Annotated in this window: 22 protein-coding genes; 10 read left to right on the top strand and 12 right to left on the bottom strand. The window is 59.0% G+C overall.

The window, feature by feature from the left end:
• Window positions 1-104 precede the first annotated feature (104 nt).
• Entirely contained in the window at window positions 105-896 is a 792-nt protein-coding gene (locus tag FE702_RS05710) for an N-acyl homoserine lactonase family protein (RefSeq protein ID WP_147125298.1), read from the bottom strand.
• A complete protein-coding gene (locus FE702_RS05705) occupies window positions 893-1,183 on the bottom strand; it encodes a putative quinol monooxygenase (RefSeq protein ID WP_147125297.1) in 291 nt (96 codons plus the stop codon). Before FE702_RS05705 ends, FE702_RS05710 begins: the two co-directional genes overlap by 4 nt.
• Before the next feature lie 85 nt (window positions 1,184-1,268).
• Between FE702_RS05705 and FE702_RS05700 the strand changes: the two genes are divergently transcribed.
• The 3 genes from FE702_RS05700 to FE702_RS05690 are packed head-to-tail and all read left to right on the top strand — an operon-like array spanning window position 1,269 to window position 4,190.
• Entirely contained in the window at window positions 1,269-2,297 is a 1,029-nt protein-coding gene (locus FE702_RS05700; RefSeq protein ID WP_147125296.1) for a Gfo/Idh/MocA family protein, read from the top strand.
• Window positions 2,297-2,956: a GntR family transcriptional regulator gene (locus FE702_RS05695; protein WP_147125295.1), complete on the top strand. Its 660-nt coding sequence runs from the start codon at window positions 2,297-2,299 to the stop codon at window positions 2,954-2,956. The genes FE702_RS05700 and FE702_RS05695 overlap by 1 nt, the downstream gene beginning before the upstream one ends.
• A 31-nt stretch (window positions 2,957-2,987) precedes the next feature.
• Window positions 2,988-4,190, top strand: a complete 1,203-nt coding sequence (locus FE702_RS05690) for a glycerate kinase type-2 family protein (RefSeq protein ID WP_255449595.1) — start codon at window positions 2,988-2,990, stop codon at window positions 4,188-4,190.
• On the opposite strand, the gene FE702_RS05685 is transcribed toward FE702_RS05690, so the two are convergent.
• A complete protein-coding gene (locus tag FE702_RS05685; RefSeq protein WP_147126136.1) occupies window positions 4,187-5,443 on the bottom strand; it encodes a cytochrome-c peroxidase in 1,257 nt (418 codons plus the stop codon). The two genes, FE702_RS05690 and FE702_RS05685, sit on opposite strands and share 4 nt — an antisense overlap.
• 39 nt (window positions 5,444-5,482) lie before the next feature.
• On the opposite strand from FE702_RS05685, the gene FE702_RS05680 reads away from it, so the two are divergent.
• Entirely contained in the window at window positions 5,483-5,953 is a 471-nt protein-coding gene (locus FE702_RS05680; protein ID WP_147125293.1) for a tetratricopeptide repeat protein, read from the top strand.
• Between the two features lie 168 nt (window positions 5,954-6,121).
• Here the strand turns inward: FE702_RS05680 and FE702_RS05675 are convergent, their stop codons facing one another.
• The 7 genes from FE702_RS05675 to FE702_RS05645 form a co-directional block, all read right to left on the bottom strand.
• A complete protein-coding gene (locus tag FE702_RS05675) occupies window positions 6,122-7,306 on the bottom strand; it encodes a DegT/DnrJ/EryC1/StrS family aminotransferase (RefSeq protein ID WP_147125292.1) in 1,185 nt (394 codons plus the stop codon).
• Window positions 7,307-7,460: 154 nt separating this feature from the next.
• Complete coding sequence (gene dctP / locus FE702_RS05670) at window positions 7,461-8,534, bottom strand: TRAP transporter substrate-binding protein DctP (RefSeq protein ID WP_147125291.1); 1,074 nt, start codon at window positions 8,532-8,534, stop codon at window positions 7,461-7,463.
• A gap of 61 nt (window positions 8,535-8,595) precedes the next feature.
• Window positions 8,596-10,071, bottom strand: a complete 1,476-nt coding sequence (locus FE702_RS05665; RefSeq protein WP_147125290.1) for a TRAP transporter large permease — start codon at window positions 10,069-10,071, stop codon at window positions 8,596-8,598.
• Between the two features lie 133 nt (window positions 10,072-10,204).
• A complete protein-coding gene (locus tag FE702_RS05660; protein WP_147125289.1) occupies window positions 10,205-10,789 on the bottom strand; it encodes a TRAP transporter small permease in 585 nt (194 codons plus the stop codon).
• Between the two features lie 68 nt (window positions 10,790-10,857).
• Window positions 10,858-11,346 carry a flavin reductase family protein gene (locus tag FE702_RS05655; RefSeq protein ID WP_147125288.1) on the bottom strand — a complete coding sequence of 163 codons (489 nt, stop codon included), beginning with the start codon at window positions 11,344-11,346 and terminating at the stop codon, window positions 10,858-10,860.
• Between the two features lie 25 nt (window positions 11,347-11,371).
• Entirely contained in the window at window positions 11,372-12,259 is an 888-nt protein-coding gene (locus tag FE702_RS05650; RefSeq protein WP_147125287.1) for an aldo/keto reductase, read from the bottom strand.
• Complete coding sequence (locus FE702_RS05645; RefSeq protein ID WP_147125286.1) at window positions 12,259-13,413, bottom strand: LLM class flavin-dependent oxidoreductase; 1,155 nt, start codon at window positions 13,411-13,413, stop codon at window positions 12,259-12,261. The genes FE702_RS05650 and FE702_RS05645 overlap by 1 nt, the downstream gene beginning before the upstream one ends.
• Before the next feature lie 126 nt (window positions 13,414-13,539).
• Between FE702_RS05645 and FE702_RS05640 the strand changes: the two genes are divergently transcribed.
• Window positions 13,540-14,241, top strand: coding sequence for a GntR family transcriptional regulator (locus tag FE702_RS05640; protein WP_147126135.1), 702 nt, complete (start codon window positions 13,540-13,542; stop codon window positions 14,239-14,241).
• Window positions 14,242-14,260: 19 nt separating this feature from the next.
• Complete coding sequence (locus FE702_RS05635) at window positions 14,261-15,361, top strand: Gfo/Idh/MocA family protein (RefSeq protein ID WP_147125285.1); 1,101 nt, start codon at window positions 14,261-14,263, stop codon at window positions 15,359-15,361.
• Window positions 15,362-15,391: 30 nt separating this feature from the next.
• On the opposite strand, the gene FE702_RS05630 is transcribed toward FE702_RS05635, so the two are convergent.
• Complete coding sequence (locus tag FE702_RS05630) at window positions 15,392-15,853, bottom strand: OmpA family protein (protein ID WP_186826994.1); 462 nt, start codon at window positions 15,851-15,853, stop codon at window positions 15,392-15,394.
• Between the two features lie 194 nt (window positions 15,854-16,047).
• On the opposite strand from FE702_RS05630, the gene FE702_RS05625 reads away from it, so the two are divergent.
• From FE702_RS05625 to FE702_RS05610, 4 genes are read left to right on the top strand one after another with little or no spacing between them, the layout of a single operon-like run.
• On the top strand, window positions 16,048-17,208 hold the full coding sequence (locus tag FE702_RS05625; protein ID WP_255449594.1) for an acyltransferase: 1,161 nt from the start codon (window positions 16,048-16,050) through the stop codon (window positions 17,206-17,208).
• The gene (locus tag FE702_RS05620) at window positions 17,205-18,575 is read left to right on the top strand and encodes a glycosyltransferase family protein (RefSeq protein ID WP_147125282.1); all 1,371 of its coding nucleotides are present in this window, start codon (window positions 17,205-17,207) and stop codon (window positions 18,573-18,575) included. Before FE702_RS05625 ends, FE702_RS05620 begins: the two co-directional genes overlap by 4 nt.
• A gap of 5 nt (window positions 18,576-18,580) precedes the next feature.
• Window positions 18,581-20,422 (top strand): glycosyltransferase family 2 protein, encoded by a 1,842-nt coding sequence (locus FE702_RS05615; protein WP_186826993.1) that lies wholly within the window; start codon window positions 18,581-18,583, stop codon window positions 20,420-20,422.
• Window positions 20,423-20,428: 6 nt separating this feature from the next.
• Entirely contained in the window at window positions 20,429-21,742 is a 1,314-nt protein-coding gene (locus tag FE702_RS05610; RefSeq protein ID WP_147125280.1) for a DUF3131 domain-containing protein, read from the top strand.
• A 27-nt stretch (window positions 21,743-21,769) separates the two neighbouring features.
• Here FE702_RS05610 and FE702_RS05605 read toward each other — a convergent pair whose 3' ends face one another.
• On the bottom strand, window positions 21,770-25,042 hold the full coding sequence (locus tag FE702_RS05605; RefSeq protein WP_147125279.1) for a transglutaminase family protein: 3,273 nt from the start codon (window positions 25,040-25,042) through the stop codon (window positions 21,770-21,772).
• Between the last annotated feature and the right edge of the window lie 46 nt (window positions 25,043-25,088).

Genomic DNA, 25,088 nt, shown 5'->3' with positions numbered 1-25,088 from the left:
CTCGGGTGCGGAACGGCCACCTCAACCGTGGGATGGCCCGCTATCCTGTCGGCTTTAGGAAGCCATCGCCACACTAGATGGCACGACTGCTCTGAAATGATGCTCTAAATTTCAGGTTCGCGCCTTGGCCCTTGGTCGAGCCGATAGATGTTGGGGGCAACAGCGTCGAACAGGTCGCGCACCAAAGGGTCATGCCCCGGAATGATAAGTCCGGGTCGTGAGGCCAACGCATGCAATTTGGCAAAGCCGCTCAGCATATCCTCGACGTCAACAACGATGGGGAAAGGTTTGTTTGCAAGCGCATTTTCGTAATAGTGCGCGGCGTCAGACGCCAAACATAGCCAACCGGCTTGGGTCAGAACGCGCACGGCCTGCAATCCGCGCGAATGGCCCCCGATCCTGTGCACGCTCACGCCTTCGGCAATCTCGCTTTCACCGTCATGAAAGACAACCTTGCCCGTATAAAGACGTTTGATCGCCTCGCAGACATGGTCTGCCGTGAACGGATTGCGGAGGGTTTCGTGGCACATGCACGGACCGGTGGCAAAGATCATTTCGGCAGTTTGAAGATGCAGTGTCGCGTTCGGGAACAGATGCAGACCACCTGCATGGTCATAGTGCAGATGTGTGACAATGACTTCGGTCACATCTTCTGGCTTGATGCCAAGCGGCCTAAGCGCCTCACGCGGGTCGATGGTGATGGGCCGGTTTCGGGCAGCGGCCTCTTTGGCGTCATAGCCCGTATCGACCAGAATTGTGCGTGGGCCTTGCCGCAAAACCCAGATGAAGTAGTCCATCGCATGCGGCGCATCATGGTTGTCATCGAATATGAAACTGTCAGCGCGCGTGCGACTGTTCCGCTCGGCATATTTGACGGCGTAGACCTCCCAAGTCATTGGGTGACCGTGTCATAGGTGCGAATGTCTTTGTCGGCGATCATGTCAGACGTGGCAGCGTTGAACTGCTTGAAATGATCGGTCTCAAGATGAAGCTGAAACGCCGCTTCGTCGGAATAAAGCTCGTAGAGAAACACCTCGGCCGGGGTGGCCGCGTCTCTCAGCACATCGAATTGGTGGCAGCCGGGTTCGGTTTGCCGCGATTGCTGTGCGTTCCGGATCATGAGAGGCAGGAAATCCGGCATCGTCCCCGGTTTCAAATGAAACCTAACAACCACTGCAAACATATCGTCCCCCATTGCTCCTGCATAATGCATGGATTAACGTATACGTTAATGATGTGCAATTTGTCTGTCGGCGTGGACATTGACTATGAACCCAACATTTTCGGTTGCCTGCGTCGGGGCTGGGTATTTCGCCGCATTCCATCACGAGGCATGGCAGCGCCACCCAAGCACAAAGTTGATTGGCGTGGCCGATCGCGATCTGGACAAAGCGCGTGCCACCGGCGTTCCTGCCTTTGACAGTCTTGAGACGTTGCTGGACGAAACCGCGCCGGATGTCCCCGATGTGATCGATCTGGTTGTACCGCCTGAGGCACATGATCCGCTTGTCCGGATTGCTGTGGCGGCGCGGCCCAAGGTGGTCATCTGCCAAAAGCCGTTCAGTACATCGGTCGCCAAAGCAAAGGCACTTGCGGATTTGGCAAGCGACGCAGGGGTCGCCTTGGTGATCCATGAGAATTTCAGGTTCCAGCCTTGGTACAGGGCCGCGCACCTGGCCATGTCAGAGGGTTTGATTGGTGAGGTTCATCAAATCACCTTCCGGCTGCGCACCGGCGACGGTCAGGGGCCAAATGCCTATCTTGATCGTCAACCCTATTTCCAGACCATGCCCCGGCTTTTGGTCCACGAAACCGCCGTTCATTGGATCGATACGTTTCGCTATCTGCTGGGGCCTGTGCGTGGCGTTTATGCAGACACGCGCAGAATGAACCCCGTGATCAAGGGCGAAGACGCCGCGCATATCTTGTTTGATTTCGCCGACAACAAGCGCGCCCTGTTTGACGGGAACCGATTGCTCGATCATGCAGCCGAGAATTGCCGCACCACACTGGGCGAGGCGCTGTTTGAAGGCACTGAAGGCACGATGGACCTGCGGGGCGACGGCAGTCTTTGGTACCGAAAATTCGGCGATCTCTCCGCTCAAAACCTGCTCGAGGCCCGCGATTGGCCCGGCTTTGCCGGTGATTGCGTCTATGCGCTGAATGATCATGTGGTGCGTGCCTTGCAAGGCGCATGTCAGCTTGAAAACGAAGCAGCAGATTACCTGACGGTCAGACAGATCGAAGAGGCTGTTTACACGTCGGCGGCGACACAGCGCAGAGTGGAGGTGTCCTGATGAGCGAAACCGCAACCACGCGCGCCACCGATGCCTTGCGAGCCCTTATCTTCAAAGGCGCGTTGCCGCCCGGCTCCGATCACCTTGAGGCCGAACTGGCGGATCGTCTGGGTATGTCCCGCACGCCAGTGCGTGAGGCGCTGATGCGCCTTGAGGATCAGGGGCTTGTCACCCTGCGCCCGCGTCGCGGTGCCCGCATCGTGGGGCTGTCTGCGGACGACATGAATGACATCTATGAGGTGCTGACGGCGATTGAGTCTGCGGCAGCGGCGCGGGCTGCAAGCCGGGCACTTGATGCCGCCGATCTTGCGCCGATGCGGCGCGCGATTGCGGATATGGAAAATGCGTTGGCCGCAGGTGATCTGGAGGCATGGGCCGAAGCAGATGACACCTTTCACGAGGGTCTCTTGGCGGCGTCCGGCAACGCGCGTTTTGCCGAAACGGCCGCGCGCTATACCGATCAGGTGCGCAGAGCCCGTATGGTGACCCTGCGATTGCGGCCGCTGCCCCGGCGATCAAACGAAGATCATCTGGCGGTTCTGGATGCGATTGAACGGGGCGACTCTGACAGCGCCGGATTGCTTCACCGTGCCCACCGCGAACAGGCGCGGGTTCTGTTGACCGCGCTTTTGCGCGAACATCAGCTGACATGGGTCTGACGACAAGGTGAATATGACAAAATCCAATGAAATGAGAGCCTTCGCCCAGGAAATCTTTGGCGCGGGTGTCGCGGCAGCAGATCCGTTCAACGCGGTGACACAGGCCCTGCAGGCGCGACCACCCGAGCCCGGTGCGCCAATTATCGCGGTCGGCAAAGCCGCAATGCGTATGGTCGAGGCTGCGTTGGCTTTCGGCTCCGAACCGTCTGCGACCGTGGTCGTGACCAATCCTGAAAACGCGCGCCAAATGGCAGGCGTTGAGGTCTTTGCCGCCAGTCACCCGGTCCCGGATGCCGTCGGCGTCGAAGCCGCCGAAGCCGTCGAAGACATCCTTCAAGCGGCTGACGCGGGTACAGAGGTTCTGTGTTTGATCAGCGGTGGCGGTTCGGCGCTATTGCCTGCGCCAGCGGACGGGTTGGATCTGCAGGACAAGATCTCCGTCAACGAGCTGTTGCTTGGATCAGGTGCAGAGATTGACCTCATGAATGCAGTCCGCCAGCAGCTCTCCCGTCTGAAAGGCGGCGGCATGTTAAGGGCTGCTGCCCCGGCGCGGGTGCGCGCGCTGATCTTGTCCGACGTTGTGGGCGATGACCTTCGTGCCATTGCCAGCGGCCCCACGGTTGCGCCGCTGACAGATGCTTCGGGCGCCTGTGCAATCCTCAGTGATCTTGGTTTGTGGGATCGCGTCCCAGAGCGCGTCCGCGCGCATTTGCAAAGCCAGAGGGAAACAGATCGGCCGCTTCCAGAGGCTGAGAACATCCTTGTCGGTTCCAATGCCCTGTCGGTGGCCGCCATGGCCAAACAGGCCGGGGGGCAAGCCATTGTGCATGAAGAGCCATTGGTCGGCGATGTTGGGGATGCGGCGGCGCGCATTGCAGCTGTGACGACGCCGGGGGTTCACCTGTTCGGTGGCGAGACAACGGTGGTGCTGACAGGCTCCGGCAAGGGCGGGCGCAATCAGGAACTGGCGCTGCGTGTGGCCATGGCCTTGCAGGGTCAGACCGGCTGGGTCTTTCTGCAAGGCGGTAGCGACGGTCGTGACGGCCCGACGGACGCGGCAGGCGGGATTGTCGACGGAGGCACAGTGGACCGTATTCGCGCCGCTGGCGGCGATCCCGAGGCCTTGCTTGCAAACAATGACGCCTATGCCGCGCTGACGCTTGCCGGGGATTTGCTGATGACCGGCGGGACCGGGACGAATGTCGCCGACCTTGGCGTACTGATCAGAACCTAATCTACCGGCAACCCGCTTGGCACCCGGTCAGGACGGCCCAAGGGACGGGTATCGGCGGTTTTGCCTGTCAATGCGTGCAAGAACGCCTCTAGGTCATCCAGATCGGCGTCGGTGAGGGGAAGGCCGGGCAAATCCAAAGCACGGCGCTGACGCTCCATCTCGCGGCTATCGGATTGGATCACGAAATCTATGGCAGCGAGCCAAGGGGCCTCCGGCAGTTTGGCCGTGTCCTTTGTCCACGTTGCTTTGACTACCAGCGGATCACGGTGATGCTCCAAAATGCCCCGCAAGGTTGGATAGGCCCCGTTATGTCCGTAGGGCGCTGTCAGGGCCACGTTGCGCAATGATGGGGTGCGAAAGCGATAGGCATCCTCCAAGCGATTGCTTTCGGCCATGCGCCCCACATCGCGGGGCATCGGGTCCCATTGTCGGGTGCGGCCGGGGCCAAAGGCAGGAAGCGACAGGGCGTGGAATTCCTGATCGGTGAACAGCGGCCCGGAATGGCAACTGCTGCATTCTCCCTTGCCGAAGAACACTTCGCGACCGCGTTCGGCGGCTTCGGGCAAGGGTGTGCCGTCAGTCAGGTAGGCGTCCCACGGGCTGTCATGGCTTTGCCATTCGCTGCCCATGAAGGCACCCAGCGCATTGCCAATATGGACGATGGTCACGTCCTCTGACGTTTCAACATCATCGAACGCCTCAACGAACATTTCGCCGTATTCCGGGATGATGCGCACGCGTTTGGCGATGATGGGCCATGCATTGTCGATCCGGTCATGGACCGCGCCGGACACTTCGTTTTCCTTGGGGTTTCCGGCCATTTCGAACTGCGCCGTCATCGGAAACAGGGCCTGCGCGGCAAGGATGTTATCGAGCCCCTGAGGCAGCCATTCCTGCGCCGGGGAGTTGAAGCCGTTCCCATAGATATCGTCGACCGACAGCCGCCCGTCATGGAACAGAAGGTGGATGTCTTTGTGCCCCAGATTCCAAAGCGTTGGCGCATTGCGCGGCACCCGCTTTGCGATGCGGTCCGAGCCTGTCCCGGGGGTGCGATCAGGTCCTACTCCGCTGCCGCCTTCGCCGATGCCGAGGCTGACGCCATCGCCGCCTGCATGGTCGTGATGGTGGCAGGTGCCGCAACTGATGTTTCTGTTGCCGGACAGTATCTTGTCATAAAACAGCAACTGGCCAATGCGGGCTTGCTTTGGGTCGAACTCCAGATAATCCTCTGGTCCCAACCGATAGTCATCCATGGCCGCGACAGGTGTCGCCAACAGGAGGAAAGCCGCAACATGCGTAGCCTTTTTGCCGCCCTCGTTCTTCTCGCCACGCCGGCCTTGGCCGATCTCGAAGAGGCGCGCGACATGATGGAGGCCGGGCAGTTCGAAGAGGCGCGCGAGGCGCTTTGGCCCGCTGCCCGCAGCGGCAATGCCGAGGCCGAGGAACTGATCGGCGTGATGTACGCGCTTGGCCTTGGTGTCGAACAGGATTTCACCCGCGCGTTCGAATGGTACCTGCGCAGCGCCATGAAGGGGCATGCGGGCGCGCAAAGTGGTGTCGGCTGGTACTACGAGGTCGGTCTTGGCATGCCCGAACCGGACCTGACCCGCGCCTATATGTGGTACAAGCTGAGTGCGATCGGCGGCGATCCTGACGCCGCGATCAGCCAGGAAGAAGTCGTTAAGAAGATGACGTCTGAGCAAATTGAAAAGGCGCATGTTCTCGTCGATGATTACAAGGTGTGGATGTATCCGTTCCGGTAATCATTAGCGCTGAATTTGCATCGCACAACCCATGCAAATTCGACGCACAATCTAAACATATCAATTTGTTGTCGGTTGCGCCTCGTGGGGGCGAGGTCCCGGATCAAGTCCGGGACGCGGAGTGCATGACGTCCCGGGCCTGACCCGGGACCTCGACGTCAAAAAGCGTTACGCCGCCTTTGCCATCTTGGCGGTTTCCGCCGCCGCGATCACAGCCTCTGCAATCGCCTCAACCTCAGTCAGCGACAGCCGCACGGGCAGCCGCACGTCGCAGGCCCGCACCAGCATCGCTTCTGTCTGTGGCAACGGACCTTGTGGCCCGATGAATCTCCAGTTCCAGAAGGCACGGGCGTTGTCGGTCGACAGTCCAAAGACCTGAGCGCCGAGATGGCGATCCTTCAATTCCTGCACAAAGCCACGGGCTTGATCATCGGTAAAACCAACGAGGTTGAACTGGATTGAGTCCGGTGCGCGGGTTTCCTGCGGAAGGGCAGGTGGGACGTTGAAATATGGCGTGGCGTTCAGCAGGTCTGCCATATGGTCATGGTTGCGTAGACCATCGACACAGCGACGCTCAAGTTCGTCTAATTGCGGAAGGATGACAGCCGCCGACAGGTTCGACATCCGCGTGTTGTAGAGCGGCAGTTCGTTTTGCCACTTGGCAAAGGCATCATGCAGAACGGGGTGTTTCTTCCAGTTGTGTTCGTAAGCCCCGGACATGATCACGGCGCGCGCAATCAGGTCGGCGTCTTCAGAAATCAGGATACCGCCTTCGCCTGCGTTCAGCATCTTGTAGGATTGAAAGCTGAAGCAGCCGATTTTGCCAATCGTTCCGATCTTGCGGCCATTCCAAAGCGTCCCCAGCGAATGGGCCGCGTCTTCTATCACAGGGATGCCTGCGGCATCTGCGGCTTGCATGATGGCGTCCATGTCAGATGTGTGACCGCGCATGTGGCTGATCATGACCGCATCAGCATCTGGCAGCTTGCGCAGGTAGTCCTCGATGTCGATGCGGTAGTTATCCTTCACGTCAATCAGCACAGGCTCGCAATCGGCGTGGACGACTGATGATGGAACGGCAGCAAACGTAAACGCCGGGATCAGGACTTTTGCGCCGCGTGGAAGGCCCAACGCCTTGAGCGACAAGAACAAGGCGGCGGAACAGGACGCGACTGCCACGGCGTATTTCGCGCCCAGTTTTTCTGCGAAAGCAGTTTCAAGGCGGGCAACAGGGGAATTCTCTGGTGCGGTATACCGAAACAGATCTGCAGAGGTCAGAAGCGCCTGAACCTCTTCCCATGCCGCTTGGGGAATGGGTTCGGCCTGATGTACGTCGGGAAGGGTCGTCGTCATGTCTGCGCCTCGCAATAGGGTTTGCGCGGGCGCATATCATGCGCTGAGGGTCATATAAAATGAAATTTATGCAACACAGCCGCCTCTGCGACCGGAATTCGCAAGATAGCGCGTATGCGTCTGCGCCCGGTTGGTCCGGGCGCAGACAGGTATCTTACTTGATGCCCGACATGCGGACAGCGTTCAGTTCTTCTTCGACCGTTGCCACGGTTGCGTTCAGAGCATCAAATGCGCCTTCGCCACCGTCGACATTGTCCTTGAACCAGTCAAAGACCGGTGCGGCAGCTTCTTTGAAAGCAGCCTTTTCTGCAGGGGTTGGAACATAGAGGTCCCCACCGCCGGCAACGAAGTCAGCATATGCCTGAATGGATTTCCGCTTTGGCGAGGCAAAGGTTGCCTGCTGGAGCTGATAGAACCCGTCAACGACCACGGTGCGCAGGTCCTCTGGCATGGACATGAACTTTTCGTTGTTCATGAACCACAGCGCACCCATGTAGGCGTGGCCGTCCAGCGTGACATATTGCAGACCCGCATCCGGGAACTTCATGCCCATGATGTCGGTGATGCCGTTCTTCGAGCCTTCAACAACGCCCGTCTGGAACGATGTGAACAGTTCTGGCCATGGGATCGGAGTAGGGGACGCGCCCAGTGCACGAACCAGTTCCTGTGGCAGGTCTGCGACCACGGTGCGGATTTTCAGACCTTCCATGTCGGATGGCTGGGCAATGCGACGCTGCGTGTTCGCAAAGTTGCGCCAGCCGCCGGTGTTGCCGATGGTCATCAGACGCATCAGGCCGTCCGAGGTCTCCATCACTGCGCCTTGCATGTGGTTCATGAACTCAGACCCGTTGGCCAGAGCGGCTTCTGCCACACGGTCGTCAGCCATCAGGTAAGGCAGGTCGAGAACCTGAACAAATGGGAAGAGGCCAGCTGCGCCACCCGAGGTCGACACGTAAACGTCGATCGAGCCGTCTGCGATACCGCCCAGACACTCTGTGCCGTTGCCGCAAAGCTGTGTGCCCATGAAGATTTCAACGCCGATTTTGCCGTTCGAGGCGCTTTCGACGTAGTTTTTGAAGACGACCAGACCGTCATAGTCTTCGTCGTTTTCGTTCGAATTCGCCGTCGCACGGATCGTGAATTCGGCATGGCCCGCTGCCCAGCCGGCGACAGCCGACGAAGCAAGGAGCGTGGCAGCAAGTGCTGCCTTGGTTAGACCTTTGAGCATGATAGCCTCCCATGTTGTTGAGGTCTTTCCCGGGTTTTCCCCGGAATTGGTGTGTTGCGGATCATTGCACAAATCCCGTCAGACGCGGGATCGTCATTGAGATGAACGGGAAGTAAGTGATCAGGAAGATCACCGCGACTTCAACGGCGAGAAACGGTAGGATCGCCTTGGCAATGGTTTCGACCTTTTCCCGGCTGACGGTAGACGCGACAAAGAGGACCAGTCCCATCGGTGGTGTCGCAAGACCCACGGTCAGGTTGACCGACATGATGATCGCAAAGTGGACAGGATGAACGCCAAGTTCGAGGAAGATCGGTCCAAGGATGGGCCCGAGGATGATGATCGCAGGTCCCGCATCAAGGAACATGCCGACGATGAACAGAAGGATGTTGATCAGGAAAAGCAGGATCAACGGGTTCTCGGAAAGAGCTAGAATGAATTCCGCCAAAATTTGAGGTGCGCCGGAGAGGGCGACGACTGTCTTGAAGCTGACGGCTGCGCCCACCAGCAACAGAACTGCCGAGGTCGCAAGGGCCGAGCGCGACAAGATCGGTCCGAGATCCTTGAGCTTCATAGACTTCAGAACAAAGAAGCTGACGATAACCGCGTAGGCGACTGCGATGGCCGAGGCCTCGGTCGGCGTCATCACACCGGCTAGGATGCCGCCGAGGATGATGATTGGTGTTTGAAGCGGGGCCACAGCCTTTTTGCAGACAGTGCGGAAGTCGTTGTCGACCGCCTTGCGGTATTGAAGCAGCAAGACATGCGCGATGAGCAGCGCCACAATGAAGAGCGCCCAACTCGCGACAGGGTTTTCTGGAAGAAGAAACGACCCGATCCACCAGATCAGCCCACCAAGGTTCAGGCGGATCAACGCAAAGCTGACCCAGTATTCCGTGGTACTGATCGACGCGCCTCTTTGCACGATGCGTTCGGCTTTGGGCAGGTCATAGCGGTCCGCCATCAGGCGCACGGTGACCATAAGGCCGACGCCGACAAGGATGCCGGGTACAATCCCGGCAAGGAACAAAGCGGCGACGCTTTCGCCCATCACGTAGGCATAGATGATCATAATGCCCGAGGGCGGAATGATCGGGCCGATGACGGAGGATGCAGCCGTAACGGCGGCGGCAAATTTGCGGGAATAGCCGTTTTTCTCCATCGCCGGGATCAGGGTGGAACCCAGCGCCGAAGTATCCGCGACCGCAGAGCCGGAAAGGCCCGCAAACAGGATCGACGACAGAATGTTCACATGTGCCAGACCGCCGCGCAGGTGGCCCATGAATGCTTGGGAGAACTCGACCAGTCGGGTGGTGATACCGCCCCGGTTCATGATCTCGCCAGCGAGCATGAAGAACGGCAGCGCCATCAGAGGAAAGCTGTCCATCCCATTGTAAAGGTTGCGATAAAGCACAGCGAGATCGCGCGTTTGACCGTCCAGCACCAAGAGCGCGCCGGGTGCAAGAAGCAGACCAAAGATGACGGGCATGCCGATCATCAAGAGCAGCAGGAAGACGGGGAGGAACCAGATCAGCATGGGTAGGTCCTCCCGCAGCCCCGGACTTGATCCGGGGCCTCAGTGATCTCGAGTTGGAGGTCCCGGATCAAGTCCGGGACTGCGTGGCGCGCTTCGTGGTGCCGACGAAGCAGGGGGGCGGAGATTGTCAACATCAATCAATCGGCCCCGCTTCTGCGAGGGGTTTGAGACGATCAGCGCCCCCGATGATGGTGATCAGTTGGCGCAGGATCAGTTCGATGTTGACCAGTGCCAGCAGGCAGAACCCGACGAAAAGCGAGGCAAATGCCCATGAGTTCTTGAACTTCATTGCTGTCCCGCCAAACCAATCCAGCGGCAGACGCAGGGTCGCAGAGCTGCCTCGCCCGATAAAGCTGTTGACGTTGTCCCAGCCCAGCAAGACGCATTGCGCGATCACGCCCATGATCAAGATCAGCAGGACCAGAACCAGCAGCCTCGACAAGAACATGGGGATCGCGCGTTCAAGCATGTCGATTGCCACAAACCCGCCCTGACGGTAGGCCAGCGGCCCGATCAGGCCGGTCATCCAAAGCATCAGGAACCGAGCACCTTCCTCGGTCCAGTTCGGGGCCGCGTTGAAGACGTAGCGCATGACGATCTGATACAGGATAAATAGAACCATGACGGCCAGCGCCGACATGGCCACAACACGACCAATGGCCAGCAACACATCATTGATGCGTTGCAGGGGCCAGAGTACCCCCATCAATAGCGCCATGGCGCCCTCCCAAGTCGTACTGTCCGAGCCCTTATGCGCGGGCTTCTTAACAGCACTATGTCGGGGCCTTAGCCCCGGGTAAAGCGTCCGTATTGGCCGGACGCGAAAATCAACGGGTTACCTGATCCGATCTCGGCTGCGGTGACGCGGCCAATGATGATCGTGTGGTCGCCTGCATCGTGGCAGACCTCTTGTGTGCATTCAAAACGGGCCAGACAGCCGTTGATCAGCGGCGTGCCATCTACGTTGGTGGACCAGTCCAGACCGTCAAAGGCGCTCCAGTTTTTGACAAAGCCTGTGCAGATGTCTGCCTGATCGTCTGACATCACGTGGATCGCAAAGCTTTTGGCGCCGACGAAGATATCGTGGCGGCTGCTGGATTTGGCCGGTGACCAAAGAACCAGCGGCGGATCGAGCGATACGCTGGCAAAGCTGTTGGCGGTGATGCCGATCGGTCCATCGGGGCCGTGGCAAGTCACGACAGTTACGCCTGTCGCAAACCGCCCGAGCGCGTTGCGGAACCCTTTTGGGTCCGCTGTCGGTGTGATCCGTGTCATGAAATGGCCCCCGCTTCCGTCCATATTAGGGGACCTCGTCACCCAGGGCCTGAGTGTAGAGCTCAAACCAGGTCTGGCGATCCATTTCGACCTTCATTGCATCGGAAAACGTCTTGATCCGGCTGAGATTATTCGTGCCCATCACCGGCATGATTTGTGCAGGGTGTGCCAAGAGCCACGCGACGGCAACGGCTGTTTCATCGACGCCATGCGCATCGCCGACCTTTTTCAGCGCCGCCATCATGCCTGCGTCATTGAATAGGCTTCCTCCGCCCAGCGGGCTCCATGCCATCGGCTTGATCCCGCGTTCCTGCAGGTATGCAACATCGCCATTGGTGAAGGCTTCGTGCGCCATGAGGCTGATTTCGATTTGGTTTGTGACCAGAGCGGTATCCATCGCCGATTGCAGAAGGTTCCAGTCGTGCAGTTTGAAGTTCGATACGCCGACATTCTTGACCTTGCCCGACGCGACAACTTCGTCCAACGCAGCGCCCGTCTCAGCCGCGTCCATCATCGGGTCAGGGCGGTGGATGAGCAGCAGGTCAATGGTGTCGACATCCATCAGGCGCAGGCTGTGATCGACCGAAGCAATAATATGCGCGCGGCTCGTGTCGTAGTATTTCACGCGGGCATCACTGTAGCGGCCCGCAGGGGCCACGATGTCGCATTTGGTGACGATCTCGATCTGGTCCTTCAGGGCAGGGGCCGCTTTCAGCGCTGCCCCGAGAATCTCTTCGGCTTCATACCCGCCATAGATGTCGGCCTGATCCATCGTGGTGATGCCTTGCTCGAGGCAGGCTTCGATTTTCGCCTGAACGTGCGCAGGCGAGGTGTCGGTGTCATCACCCAGACGCCACATGCCATAGACGATACGGCTCATTTCAAAGCCGGGGGACAGAGTGATCCGTTCCATTAGACGCGTTCTCCTACGCCAAGTGGCGTTGCGGGTGTTGATGTTGGCACACGCCCGTAAGCATGCGGTAGGCTGACGGTTTCAAGCTCTGGCATAATCAGCCGCCCGAAATGCTTGCATTCGTCGATATGAGGGTAGCCTGAGAAGATGAAGGCGCGAATGCCCATCTTCTTGTACTCTTCAATCTGCGTGAGGATTTGATCCGCTGATCCGACCAGTGCCGCGCCACAGCCAGACCGCGCCCGGCCGACGCCGGTCCACAGATGCGGTTCGACATAGCCGAATTTGTCGGCCAGTTCGCGCGCCTTGGCCTGATGCGCGACACCGAGTGAAATCGAGTCATGCGCGCGGTCGCGGATCAGTTTGCCGTATTCATCATCGAGTTTGCTCACGATGTAGTCGGCATATTCGCGGGCTTCGGCCTCGGTGTCGCGGACGATCATGTGAACGCGCAGACCGTAATCGAGCGTCCGGTTGTAACGCTCTGCAACCTCGTTCACGTCTTTCATGCGCTGGGCGAGGTTTTCCTTGGGCTCCGGCCACATGAGATAGACGTCGCAGTGCTGACCGCAGAGTTCCAGCGCGGCTGGCGAGTAGCCGCCAAAGTAAAGGAGCGGTCCGCCGGTCTGATAGGGTTTCGCCGGGTTGGTCGTCAGGCCCTCGAAATTATAGACCTCACCCTGATAGTTGATCTCGTCCTGCGTCCATGCCTGCTTCAGGATTTCGACGACTTCGCGGGAGCGTTGGTAGCGAAAGCTGCTTTCGGCCACTTCACCGGGAAAATCCGATGAAATCACGTTCAGTGTCAGCCGCCCTTGCAGCATGTGGTCCAGCGTAGCAACGGTGCGGGCCAACATGATCGGCTGCATCTCACCACAGCGGATCGCGGCGAGGAAGTTCATCTTGGACGTGAGCGGCGCCATGCCTGCAACAAAGCTCAGCGTGTCCTGACCCACCTGATAAGAGGAAGGCGCAAGAATGTTGCGAAAGCCCTGCTTCTCGGCCTCAAGTGCGATGTCGCGGCAGTGCTCCCAGCTAGACCGCAGGTTGCCGTCCGGGACGCCCAGAAATTGATAGTCATCCGAACACAAAGCCGAAAACCACGACACCTCTGCGCCGGTCAGATCAGGGGATGTCACGGGTACAACGGTCATAGGCGGCCACGTTTGTTAGCGGAAACTTTCCGACTCGGTAACACCGAAAAGGGATTGCATCAATACTGTATCAATCTAAAGATCACGCCCGGATCAACTCTGGATCAGCAAACGGACCAAAGCGGCGTGGAGCATCACGGAAGCCTGCCAAAACATCTGCAGATCAGCGAATTGCTGATCCGAGAGGTCGTGGCTGGGCGGCTGGCGGATGGCGCGCGGCTGCCGCCTGAACGCGATATGGCCGCCGATTTGAATGTCTCGGTGGGGACGCTGCGCCGTGCGCTGGACCGGATGACCGAACTGGGAATGCTGAACCGCGTGCAGGGGTCCGGCAATTATGTGTGCCGCAAGGATGATGCGGCCTCGGTCTATGCATTTTTCAGGCTGGAACGGCCCGAAGGCGGGGGGCTACCCACGGCGCGAATACTCTCGGCGCAATCCTTACTGCGGCCGGACGACCTGAAGACCGAAACAGGTTGTTCCCACGTGTTGCGCATTCGGCGGGTTCGTTTGTTGGATGCAGAGCCGGTTGCGCTTGAGGAAATCTGGCTGGACGCCGAAGGCGCGCATGAGCTTACAGCGCATGACCTCTCGGAATCGCTCTATTTGACATTTCAACGCGACTTGGGTGTGGCAATTGCCAGAACCGAAGACCGCGTCGGGCTGGGCCACGTTCCTGATTGGGATGGGGCGTTGCTGAATATCGCGCCGGGTACACCCTGCGCCCATGTGGCGCGTAAAGGGTGGTCAGATGATCTTGGCCTCGTAGAGGTGTCGCAGACATGGTTCGACGCTTCACGTGCGCATTACGTTTCCCGAAACCGATAACACCAAGAAAGAAAACGGTATGGATACAGTCAATTACGGCATCGTCGGATGTGGCATGATGGGTATGGAGCACATCGAGAACATCGGCCTTTTGCCGCACGGCCAGGTGTCGGCGGTTCTCGATCCGGTGCCTGAACTGGCCCAAGAGGCGTCGCGCCGTGCGGGTGGGGCGCGGGTGGCGCAATCCATGCCTGACCTGTTGGATGGCGACGACGTGGACGCGCTGGTGATCGTCAGCCCCAATCATCTGCATGTCGATCAATTGTTCGAAATCTCGACCCTGCGGCATCTTCCGATCCTTTGTGAAAAGCCGCTTTTCACGAACCCCGAGCAGGGTGAACGGATCAAGGTCTTTCGCGACCGGTATCAAGCTCCGATCTGGGTTGCGATGGAATACCGGTACATGCCTCCCATTGCTGCCTTCTTGGATGAGGTTGAGGCCGCGACAGGTGGGATCGAGATGCTGACGATCCGGGAACATCGGTTTCCGTTCCTGCCAAAAATTGGCAACTGGAACCGTTTCAATCGCAATACTGGTGGCACCTTGGTCGAAAAATGCTGTCACCACTTCGATATCATGTGTCTGGCGATGCAGTCCGAACCTGTGCGCGTCATGGCCTCGGGCGGGCAGGCCGTGAACCATACCGGCGAAAGCTATGCGGGCGAGGTGCCTGATATTTGGGACAATGCGTTCGTTATTGTCGACTTTGCTAATGGTAAACGCGCCATGCTGGACCTGTGCATGTTCGCAGAAGGCAGCCACTACCAAGAGGAAATCACAGCCGTCGGGCGCGATGGCAAAATCGAGTGCCTCGTGCCCGGGCCAGGGCGGTTTTGGCCCGATGCGCTAGGCCCGGCGCCTGTGCCCAAGCTGCTGTTTTCGCCCCGATCGCCTAAAAATCCATCAGAGCGTGATATCCCCGTTGATGAAACGCTTTTGGAGGCCGGGGACCATAACGGGTCCACCTTTTATCAACACGAGCGGTTCAATGCCGTCGTGCGCGGACAAGGGCAGGTCGAGGTGACGTTGACCGACGGTGCGCGCGCGGTCGAGATCGCCTTGGCTGCGCAACAGTCCGCCATTGAAGGGCGCACAATCGAATTACCGGTGGCCGGATAGGTCGCGTTGGAGCATTCGCCTCGGCCGCGTTCAATTGCGGACGTTGCAGGGACGTGCCCAAATGGCGACACGGCGTTGCAAAGCATCATCGTCCGCAAAGCCAGCCATCGGTTCAATCTCTCCCATTGAGACAGTTTCAAGTGTCACCGCAGGACCAAGTCCCTGTTCGCGCAAGTAGGCTTTGACGGCATTTGCGCGTTCGAGAGCGATTGTTTCATTGACTGCCGCATCACCGATCGCGTCGGCGTGGCCAACGAGCCGAATGCAGGATCCAAGGAACGCATCTGTGGCGAGCGCTGCCGCCAGGAGGATCAATTGCTGCTGAGCGTCAGTATCAAGCGTGCTGCCGCCGGAAGAAAAGAACACGTTGTTCTGGCGCACCTGCGCCGGGAGGGCGGCGACCTTGTCATTGCGCGGGCATCCAGCCGGGCGTTCCCACGCGGCGGCATGACATGGGTCTGACGCCGATGCTGCGCCTGTGGCAAACGCCATTCCGAGCCCACCTGCGCATAGTAATCGTGTAAGTCTTGCCATCCGCGCCTCCATGCGTACTTGCTAGCAACGAACCCCTTAACAGCAGGTAAAGATTGGAAAATTGCCAATCGAGCCGATTTTCTCAACGCCGTTTAGACTTTGTTTGGACGTCATGGCGCACCAAAGGGCCAAGTTGTGACGGGGATGTTCAGGTGTCGAATAACAGATTGGTCTGGCTAGATGCGCTTCGGTTGACAGCGGGCGTTTCCATGGTTGCGCTTCACGCTACAGCCGATCCCAATGGTCAGCCTTTTCCTGCATGGGACGTGTCTGACCGTGTGGGGCCGTTGATCATACGCACGATCATTTACACCGCTCGGACCGAGCTTTTCCTGATGATCTCGATCTTTCTGCTATTGTTGGCGCTTGGGCGACGACCGCGCGGTTACGGTGCGACGATGATGGAACAGGCGCGAAGGTTACTTCTGCCGTTTGCGTTCTGGACCGTTTTTTACGCCTTCTACAGCCTGATCAAGGCACAGGAATTCGGCTATTTCGAAGACCTTATCGCCGGGCTGCAAGAGCCGTCGACGTGGCTTTCGTTCCTTTTGCTTGGCACCTCGAAATACCACATGCATTTCATTCCCACGCTCTTTGGACTGCTGCTGCTTTACCCGGTGTTCAAGCTTGCCAAAGCGCACCCCTGGTTGGGCCTCGGGATCCTCGTTTGCCTCGTGGTGAAACGTGAAATCGACGGTTTCCTATGGGCGAACTACATGGGCGCGCCTTGGTTCGACTATGCCCTGCGAAGCGTCAAGATCGTGACCTATGCCGGCTATGGGCTTGCAGCAGGGGCCTTGGTCGGTCTCTGGACCCGATGGGGCGCGCGTCCTGAGAATGGCCAATGGTTTGGTCTGATCTGTCTGAGCGGCATGTTTTTATTCGCGATCAAGATCATTGCCATGATCAAGACGCTGGATACAGGGACGTGGCCGCACGGATACGCGGCTGGGTATTGGGCGGATTTCCTGTTTCCTGCATTGCTGTTTTCCGGATGCATGGTCTTGGCCCACAGGACGTGGCCCGCCGCCATCAGCCGTATCGCGAAATACTCTTTCGGGATCTATCTGTGCCATCCGATTTTTCTGGACCTCATTGAGATCGCTCTGCGTGATCAGGGCTTTGCGCCGCTTGAGCAGGTTCTCATCAAGATCGTCGTCGGCATTTCAGCGACCTTGGCGCTGGTGCTCGTTCTTGAACGTGCGAGACCTTTGGCGTGGACCATCGGACTTGGCCCGTTGCCCTTTTCAAGACGGGACAGTCACCGCGATACAGCCCACCCTCCTGTCCACCAAAAGCGGAGCACGGTATGATTGCGGTCAAGCCACCGATTGGCAGCATCGCCAATCTTGAGGTCAGCAAAGCCGGGTTCCCCGGTTCGGCATTCACCGGCATGGTAGATATTGTACGATCACTGGTGGCTTCAGGTCATCCGGCGATCCTCATCGATATTTCTGCCTTGGGTCGGATCCGTGCGTCCGAAATTGCAGCGCTGCTGGAGCTGGCGGCGCGGGCGTTGCCGGACGCGTTTCTTGGAGTTTATGGTGGTCAACCTGCGGTCCGGCAAAGGTTGGCCGATGTCGGGGCCGATCGCGTCGTGCGCAGTTTTGTGAGCCTTGAGCGCGCGCTTTCTCATCCGGCCTTTCGACGTCACCGTCTGTCCGGTGTGTCCGCGGTGGTTTTGTGCCCTGAGGCATCGGCGATGAACGCGATAAGCCCTTCCGGAACGGCGGCCATGTCTGATGTCATGGGACGACCGGTCCTTGAGCACGGATTGAATTTTTCTGCGGGTTTTGGGGTCCGGCATGTCTCGATCCTGGCGGCAGAAGCCGATGTGCATTCGATCGCTGCAAGATTTGGAAACGGCGGCCGCAAGCATCAGAACCTGTTTTATGCAAGCGTGGAAGGGCACCTGAACCCGCTGGTTCAACATGCAAAACAGTTCGGCGGGTTTCGCGAAACGACCGTTGTTTTGCTTGGCGATGCTTTGCTGGACTGCGATTTGCCCGCAATTGTTGATGCCCACCAGCAGTCAGGTTGTGACGTAACAACCCTGACTCTTAAGTCCATCGGTAAGTCCCTTGCTCAGTCAACGAGCGATCCGACCATTGCCGTTGTCTCTCCAAACGCCGGTCAGGCGCTGCGCGACATGGCTGGTCAAGACATTGGCTTCAACTGTTGGCGCGAGCTTGAGCGAATGGGATGTAGTGTTAGGGGTGTCACGCAGTATGGCCACCAGCTTAGTGTGATGCATCCCCAAAGCTATTTTGCCGCGTGGTCTGCCGCCATGGCCGGGCGTTTTCCGACGTTGGATCCCGCTGCAACAGAAATTGAGGCTGGGCTTTGGGTGCAAGCCAACACCCGCCTGCCGCGCCGGCTTGACCGATCCGGACCGCTTTATCTTGGGGCCGGAGCACGCGTGACACGCAATAGCCGTTTGAAAGGCGTGAACGTGTTGTTGCCGAATGCCGCCTGTAGCGGCGCGCATATGACAAACAGCTTGCTCTTGCCGGGGGTCACGGCCTCCAAGACTGCGTGGGTGGACAGTATGATCGCATCCGACGACTGGGCCATTCACCATCCGATCGCCACGCAAGCCGCCCGGCCCGGGCCACCGCTTGAGGGTGTCGACGGCGGTGCTCAGCATGGTGTGCCAAGCGAGATTGCAAAGGCAGGATGACCCGAGTGCACGATTCATTAAGCGCGGCCTCTGAGGGTGACACGCCGGAGATACGCGACGATTACTTTCGCGAGTTCGAACTTGTTCAGCCGCCGGAGCAGACCCACTTTGGTGCTGCCCGGACCATGATCTGGCAGACGCTGGCGGGGCTGACGATCGGCTTGGGTTTTTGGTACCTGTCATGGCGGTGGGGGGCGTCTTTGAACGCGAGTGCCCCGGTTTTCTCGGTGCTTGTTGCGGGCGCGGAAACGGCCATGTTCTTGGGAACGCTCCTTTTCTTTCACGACATTTGGGCTGAGCAGGACACCCCCCACCAACCGCCAAGTGCGGCTTTGGGTTCAGGACCAGACAGAGCCTCGGTCGACATCTTTGTAACAACCTACAATGAGAGCCCGCAGATTGTGGAACCGTCCATTTTGGCGGCCAAGGCCGTGCAGGTGCCGGAAAACTGGCAGGTCACCGTCTACATTCTCGATGACGGTGATCGCGATATCATGAAGACTATCGCGCAGCGTCATGGCGTCGGATACATCACGCGGTCCGACAATGTGGGTTTCAAAGCCGGCAACCTGAAAAACGCGCTACTGCGCACGGATGGGGAGTTCGTGGTTGTGTGTGATGCCGACACGCGGCTTTTTCCATCGTTTCTTAAGAATACTCTTGGCTATTTCAGTGAACCAGACGTCGCGTGGGTGCAGACCCCGCATTGGTTTTACGACATCCCGACACCCAAACCTTGGGCCGATGCGCTTCCGTCATGGATGCGTTGGATAGCACCGGTGTTGCGCTGGCTGACCGGGCGTGTGGGGCCGGGGGACGACCCGTTCATGAGCGGCAGTTCAATGTTCTTTGATGTGATCCAACGGCGGCGCAATCGCAACGGCGCCTCGTTTTGCTGCGGCGCTGCGTCGATCCATCGGCGTGACGCAATCTTTGCGCATGCGCTCGAGGATCAGGTGTCAGATCGTCAAACTGTCTCTTTGACCGCGCCGTCCGAACAGCGATGGCTGTCGCCTGCAACCTCAACGATGCAGCCGTTCCGGTTTCACGTATCCGAGGACATCTTTACCTCAATCCGGATGCACAGCATGGGCTGGAAATCGGTGTTTCATCCGCAGATCGAGGCGCGCATGCTTTCGCCCTGGAGCATGGATGCCTGGGCTTCGCAAAAGCTGAAATACGCCGGTGGAACGCTGGATATCTTTTGGAATGCGAACCCGCTGTTCCAGCCGGGCATGCCGTGGCGAACCAAGCTTCACTATGCAGCCACGTTCTGGAGCTATCTTTCGGCGCCTGTCTTGCTCATCCTGTTGCTGGCACCGGTCTGGGCGCTGTTCACCGGCACGGCGCCGGTCGATGCATATTCCCTTGTTTTCTTTGCTCACCTTGTGCCGTTCCTCATTGCGAATGAGCTTGCTTTGGTCGCGGCTTCGAACGGGGCGGATGGGACCCAAGGGCGGATTTTATCGGTGGCCACGTTGCCCATCACCTTGCGCGCCATGGTGCAGACGGCGCTGGGGCAAAAGGTTCGCTTTCGACCAACGCCAAAGAGACCGGGTTTCTCGGGCGCTTTGCGCTTTGTCTTGCCGCAACTCTTGCTGCTCGGCGTGATGGCGTTGGCTGCTGCCTACGGGCTTTGGGCGCACAGGGGCGGGTCCGTTGCGCACACGCCATCCCTTTTGGTGGTCAATTGCGCTTGGATGGCATGGAACGCGACGGCCTTGGCCGCGCCTGTCGCGGCGGCCATGTGGCGACCGGCATCGAACGGCTTTGAGAGCCGCCAATCCAATGCCGTTCCTGATCAGACGGTTCCTGTCGCGACCGGGCCGAGACCACTAGGAGCCTGAGAATAAATGCAAACTGTTCATACAAAACCGGCGACCGTTCCGCGTGGGCCGATTGTCTTTGTGGCCGGGCTTCTTTTGTCGGCAAGCCTTGCCTTGTTTTTCGATGATGCTCTGGCGCGGCTTTCGTTCCAAAATTCGACACTGATCCCGTTGGACGGTGAAGAGCCTCTTGCAGGGCCAAGCCAGGAATTCAGCCATGCGGACATGATCGCCGCCCAAACCGCTTGGACATATCTCGCGGCGAACACGCACCCCGAGACGGGATTTGTGAATTCGGTCGATGGGTATCCGTCAACGACAATGTGGGACCAAGGGTCGTATCTGCTTGGGCTGGTATCAGCCGTTCGATTGGGGCTGGTGTCAGAAGAGGCCTTTGAAGCACGCATCACTAAACTGCTGAAAGCTCTGGAATCCTTGCCCCTTTTTGACGGGCGCCTGCCCAACAAGGCCTACAACACGCAGACGCTGGCCATGGTGAACTATGGCAATCAGGACGTTGATGGCGGCATCGGGTGGTCCGCTTTGGACATGGGGCGGTTCCTGATGGCGCTCCGCGTGGTCGAGAAACACTATCCACATCACGGACAACAAATCCGTGCGATCCTGACCAGTTGGGATCTGACAGCGATGGCCGCGCAGGGCGAGTTGTGGGGGTCCGAATTGGATGGAAATGGCGGATATGTGCGTGTTCAGGAAGGGCGCATTGGCTATGAGCAATATGCGGCGCGTGCCGCCGCGCTTTGGGGGCTGGATGTCCTGCGTGCGGCGTCGGCAGAGCGGGTCGTTTCTTGGACCGAAGTTCAGGGACAGCAAGTGCCGACCGATCTGCGCAGGGCGCGGTCATTTGGAGCGATCACGCCAGTGCTCAGCGAACCCTACGTCTTGATTGGGCTGGAATTCGGGTTTGATGCCGAAAGCGCGACGCTCGCTCGGTCGATCCTGTCCGCGCAGGAGAGGCGGCATCAGGAAACCGGCCTCGTCACTATGGTCTCCGAAGATCACATCGATCAGGCCCCGCATTTCCTCTACGCCTCGGTGTTTGCCAACGGGCGGCCATGGGGCGTGGTGACAGAGGACGGCACGTTTCACGATGATCTGCGCACACAAAGCACCAAGGCCAGCTTTGCTTGGCACGCTCTAATGCCATCAGACTACACGGCGATGGCGCGCGAACGCGTGATGGCGACTGCCGACCCAGACAAAGGGTTTCCTGCCGGACTCTACGAGACCGACGGCACGATCAATGAGATCTATACACTGAACACCAACGCAATCGTTTTGCAGGCGCTGCATTACCAAAAGTTTGGGCCGCTATGGTAGCCGTCGACTTACGCGTGGAATGCGCCTCTAGAGGCGTCGCAGATCAAGGGTGTGGGGGAACTCTCCTTGGCGCGGAATTTGGCGGATCGTGATTTCGCCCGGCGTGTGAAACTGGGTAAAGCGCGCCAAACGTCGACCTTCCGCCTCTAGTTCGTTGATGGGCCGCGTTTCATGTGCGCGCCCACCTTCATGGGCTACGTGATAGGTACACCCGCCCAGCGAGTGGCGTGTCTTTTGATCCACAAGGTCAAAGGTCAGGGGGGCGTGGGGGGGAATGGTCGGATGCAAACAGTGCGCTGGCCACCAGGCGCGGAACTTGATCCCCGCAATCAGGCCTTGGTCGGTGCCGTGCATCGGGATCTCGACGCCATTTACCGTTGGCACCACGCCCTGCGGCAGGCCGGTAATCCGAAGTTGCAGACGTTCCATAGAACTGTCGACAAAGCGCGTGGTCCCGCCGATTGCGCCTTCTTCACCCAAGGTGGGCCAAGGTTCGATGGCGTTGCGCAATTCCAGATGCGCCCCTGCCACATCGACGGTCCCGGCCAGCGGGAAACGGAAAGACAATTGAGCATCAAACCATTCAGGATCGAACTTCAGCCTGAAATGTCCCGACAGGTCGCCCAACACGGCGGCAAAATCCTGCGCCAGGTAATGCGGCAACAAATATCGGTCATGCAGCTCGGTGCCCCAACGGATGAGCGGTCCATCATAGGGTTTTTCCCAGAATCGCGCGATGAGGGCGCGCAACACGAGGTTCTGGGCGACGGCCATACGGGGATGCGGAGGCATCTCGAACCCGCGAAACTCGATCAGGCCCAAGCGACCCGCAGGCCCATCCGGCGAATAGAGCTTGTCGATGCAAATCTCTGCGCGGTGCGTGTTGCCAGTGACGTCGATCAGCAGGTTGCGAAACAGTCGGTCGACCAGCCACGGGGGGCAATCGGCCTGTCGGGTCATCTGCTCCAGCGCGATTTCCATCTCATAAAGACTGTCATGGCGCGCCTCGTCCAACCGAGGCGCCTGAGACGTTGGCCCCACGAACATGCCCGAGAACAGATAGCTCAGCGACGGATGATTTTGCCAAAACCGGATAATCGACCCCAAAAGATCAGGCCGCCGCAGAAACGGGCTGTCTGCCGGGGTTTCGCCTCCCATCACGATATGGTTGCCGCCACCAGAGCCCACGACGCGGCCATCTATCTGAAAGGTCGAGGTATCCAAGCCGATTGCGCGCGCTTCCTCATATAGCGCCTCGGTGACGGCGGCTTGCTCGGCAAAACTGTGGGCTGGGTGGATGTTGATTTCGATGACGCCGGGATCAGGGGTGACCTTGATCACATTCAACCGCGCATCTGATGGTGGCGTATACCCTTCGACGTGAACCGGTTGGCCCAAGGCGCGTGCCGTGTCTTCCACGGCATTCAGGAGCGACAGGTAACCTTCTGCATTGTGCATCGGTGGCAGGAAAACGCAGAGAACGCCGTTGCGTGGTTCCACCGAAAGCGCGGTTCGAACGGCACCGCCTGTGGTTACTGCAATCGGGGCGTCGTTTTCTGCGGGATCGTGCCGCGTGGTTTGGAACCGGGGCGGGGCACCAAAACGCGGTGGAAGCGGAGGGCGGTTCGGCATGGTGTCTTGCGTAAACGGTACCGCCGCAACCCCGTCCGGCAAAACCGGCAACGCCTCAAGCGGGAGCCGCAGACCGGCCGGGCTATCGCCGGGGATCAGGAACAGTGCACCGCGCCGGGTTTTCCAAATCTCGCTGAGCCAGGTTGGGGGGACGGCCTCGCTTTGTGCCTGTTGCAGCGGAAGGACAAAGGCAGATGGGTCCTGCAAACCCTTCTCAAAAACGCGTACCAGACGACGCCGCAGTTCCGGGTCCGCCATCTCATTTGTTTCTGGTGTCGCGTTTTCAGGCAGGTTCTGTTCGCGCAGAGCAAATTCGACCGGGTCTTCATAAGCTGGAATGGCGTGATCAATAGGGATATCGAGCCGGTCACAGAGTGTTTCGATAAACCTGCGCGCGGCGGCGGGCGCGACGCGGTCGGACCCTTCCGTGGCGATCAGGCCGGGGTCATCCCAAAGCGGCAGGCCATCGCCGCGCCAGTGAAGCTCAAATGACCAGCGCGGCAATTGCTCGCCGGGATACCATTTGCCCTGTCCGTAATGCAGCACGCCGCCGGGGGCAAAGCGGTCACGCAGACGCCGGATCAAACGATCAGCATAGCTGCGTTTGGTTGGGCCAACGGCGTCAACGGTCCATTCGTCGGCATCTCGGTCGTTGGCTGCCACAAATGTCGGTTCGCCACCCACCGTAAGGCGCACAGCGCCTTTGTCCAAACGTTCATCTATGGCGGCTCCGACCGATTGAATGGCGCTCCATTGCGCGTCGCTCAGCGGTTTCGTCTGGCGCACCGGTTCCTTGAACCGGGTAATGGACATGTCGAAGTCAAATTGCACCTCGCAGGGATCGACCGCACCCGAGATCGGCGCTGCCGAACGTGGGGCCGGGGTCGCCGCCAACGGAATATGACCTTCACCCGCGAACAGGCCCGATGTCGGATCCAGTCCAATCCAACCCGCACCGGGCAGGTACACTTCTGCCCATGCATGCAAATCGGTAAAGTCGGCGTCTGGTCCGCTGGGTCCGTCGATGGCTTTGATGTCGGGGGTCAGTTGGATCAGATAGCCGGAAACGAACCGAGCTGCGTAGCCGAAATGCCGAAACATTTGCACCAGCATCCATCCGCTGTCGCGGCACGAACCTTTGCCGATGGTCAGCGTTTCTTCGGGCGTTTGCACGCCCGGTTCCATGCGCACAACGTAACCCACGGCCTGTTCGACATACTGGTTCAGGGCGACGACCCAGTCGATGGTCGATCCTTTGGGTCCGGGGGCACCAGCCAGGAAATCCTTGAAGGCCGGTGTCATTTTTGGGGCCGTCAGGTAGGGTGCAAGATCGGCTCTTAGGGCCGCATCATAGGTGAAATCCGCCTCTTGCGCGCTGTCTTCAAGAAAGAAGTCGAAGGGATTGATCGCCTCCAGTTCCGCAATGAGATCAATTTCGACCTCAAGGTGATCCGATTTCTCGGGGAACACCACACGCGCCTGATAGTTCGCGAAAGGGTCCTGTTGCCAATTCAGAAAATGCTCGTCCGGCGCAATGCGCTGGCTGTAGCTGAGGACTTTGGTGCGCGTATGCGGCGCCGGACGCAGACGGATGATATGCGGCGCGTGGCTGACAAAGCGGTCATAGCGATAGGTCGTGCGGTGGTTGAGGGCGACTTGGATGCTCATTTATTGATCACTTTGCGCGGAAATTGGGTTTCGCCGGTGGCAGCAC

This window comes from Shimia ponticola, from assembly GCF_007995215.1.
Classification (GTDB): Bacteria; Pseudomonadota; Alphaproteobacteria; order Rhodobacterales; family Rhodobacteraceae; genus Shimia_B; species Shimia_B ponticola.
This window is presented reverse-complemented; position numbering and strand designations above follow the sequence as displayed.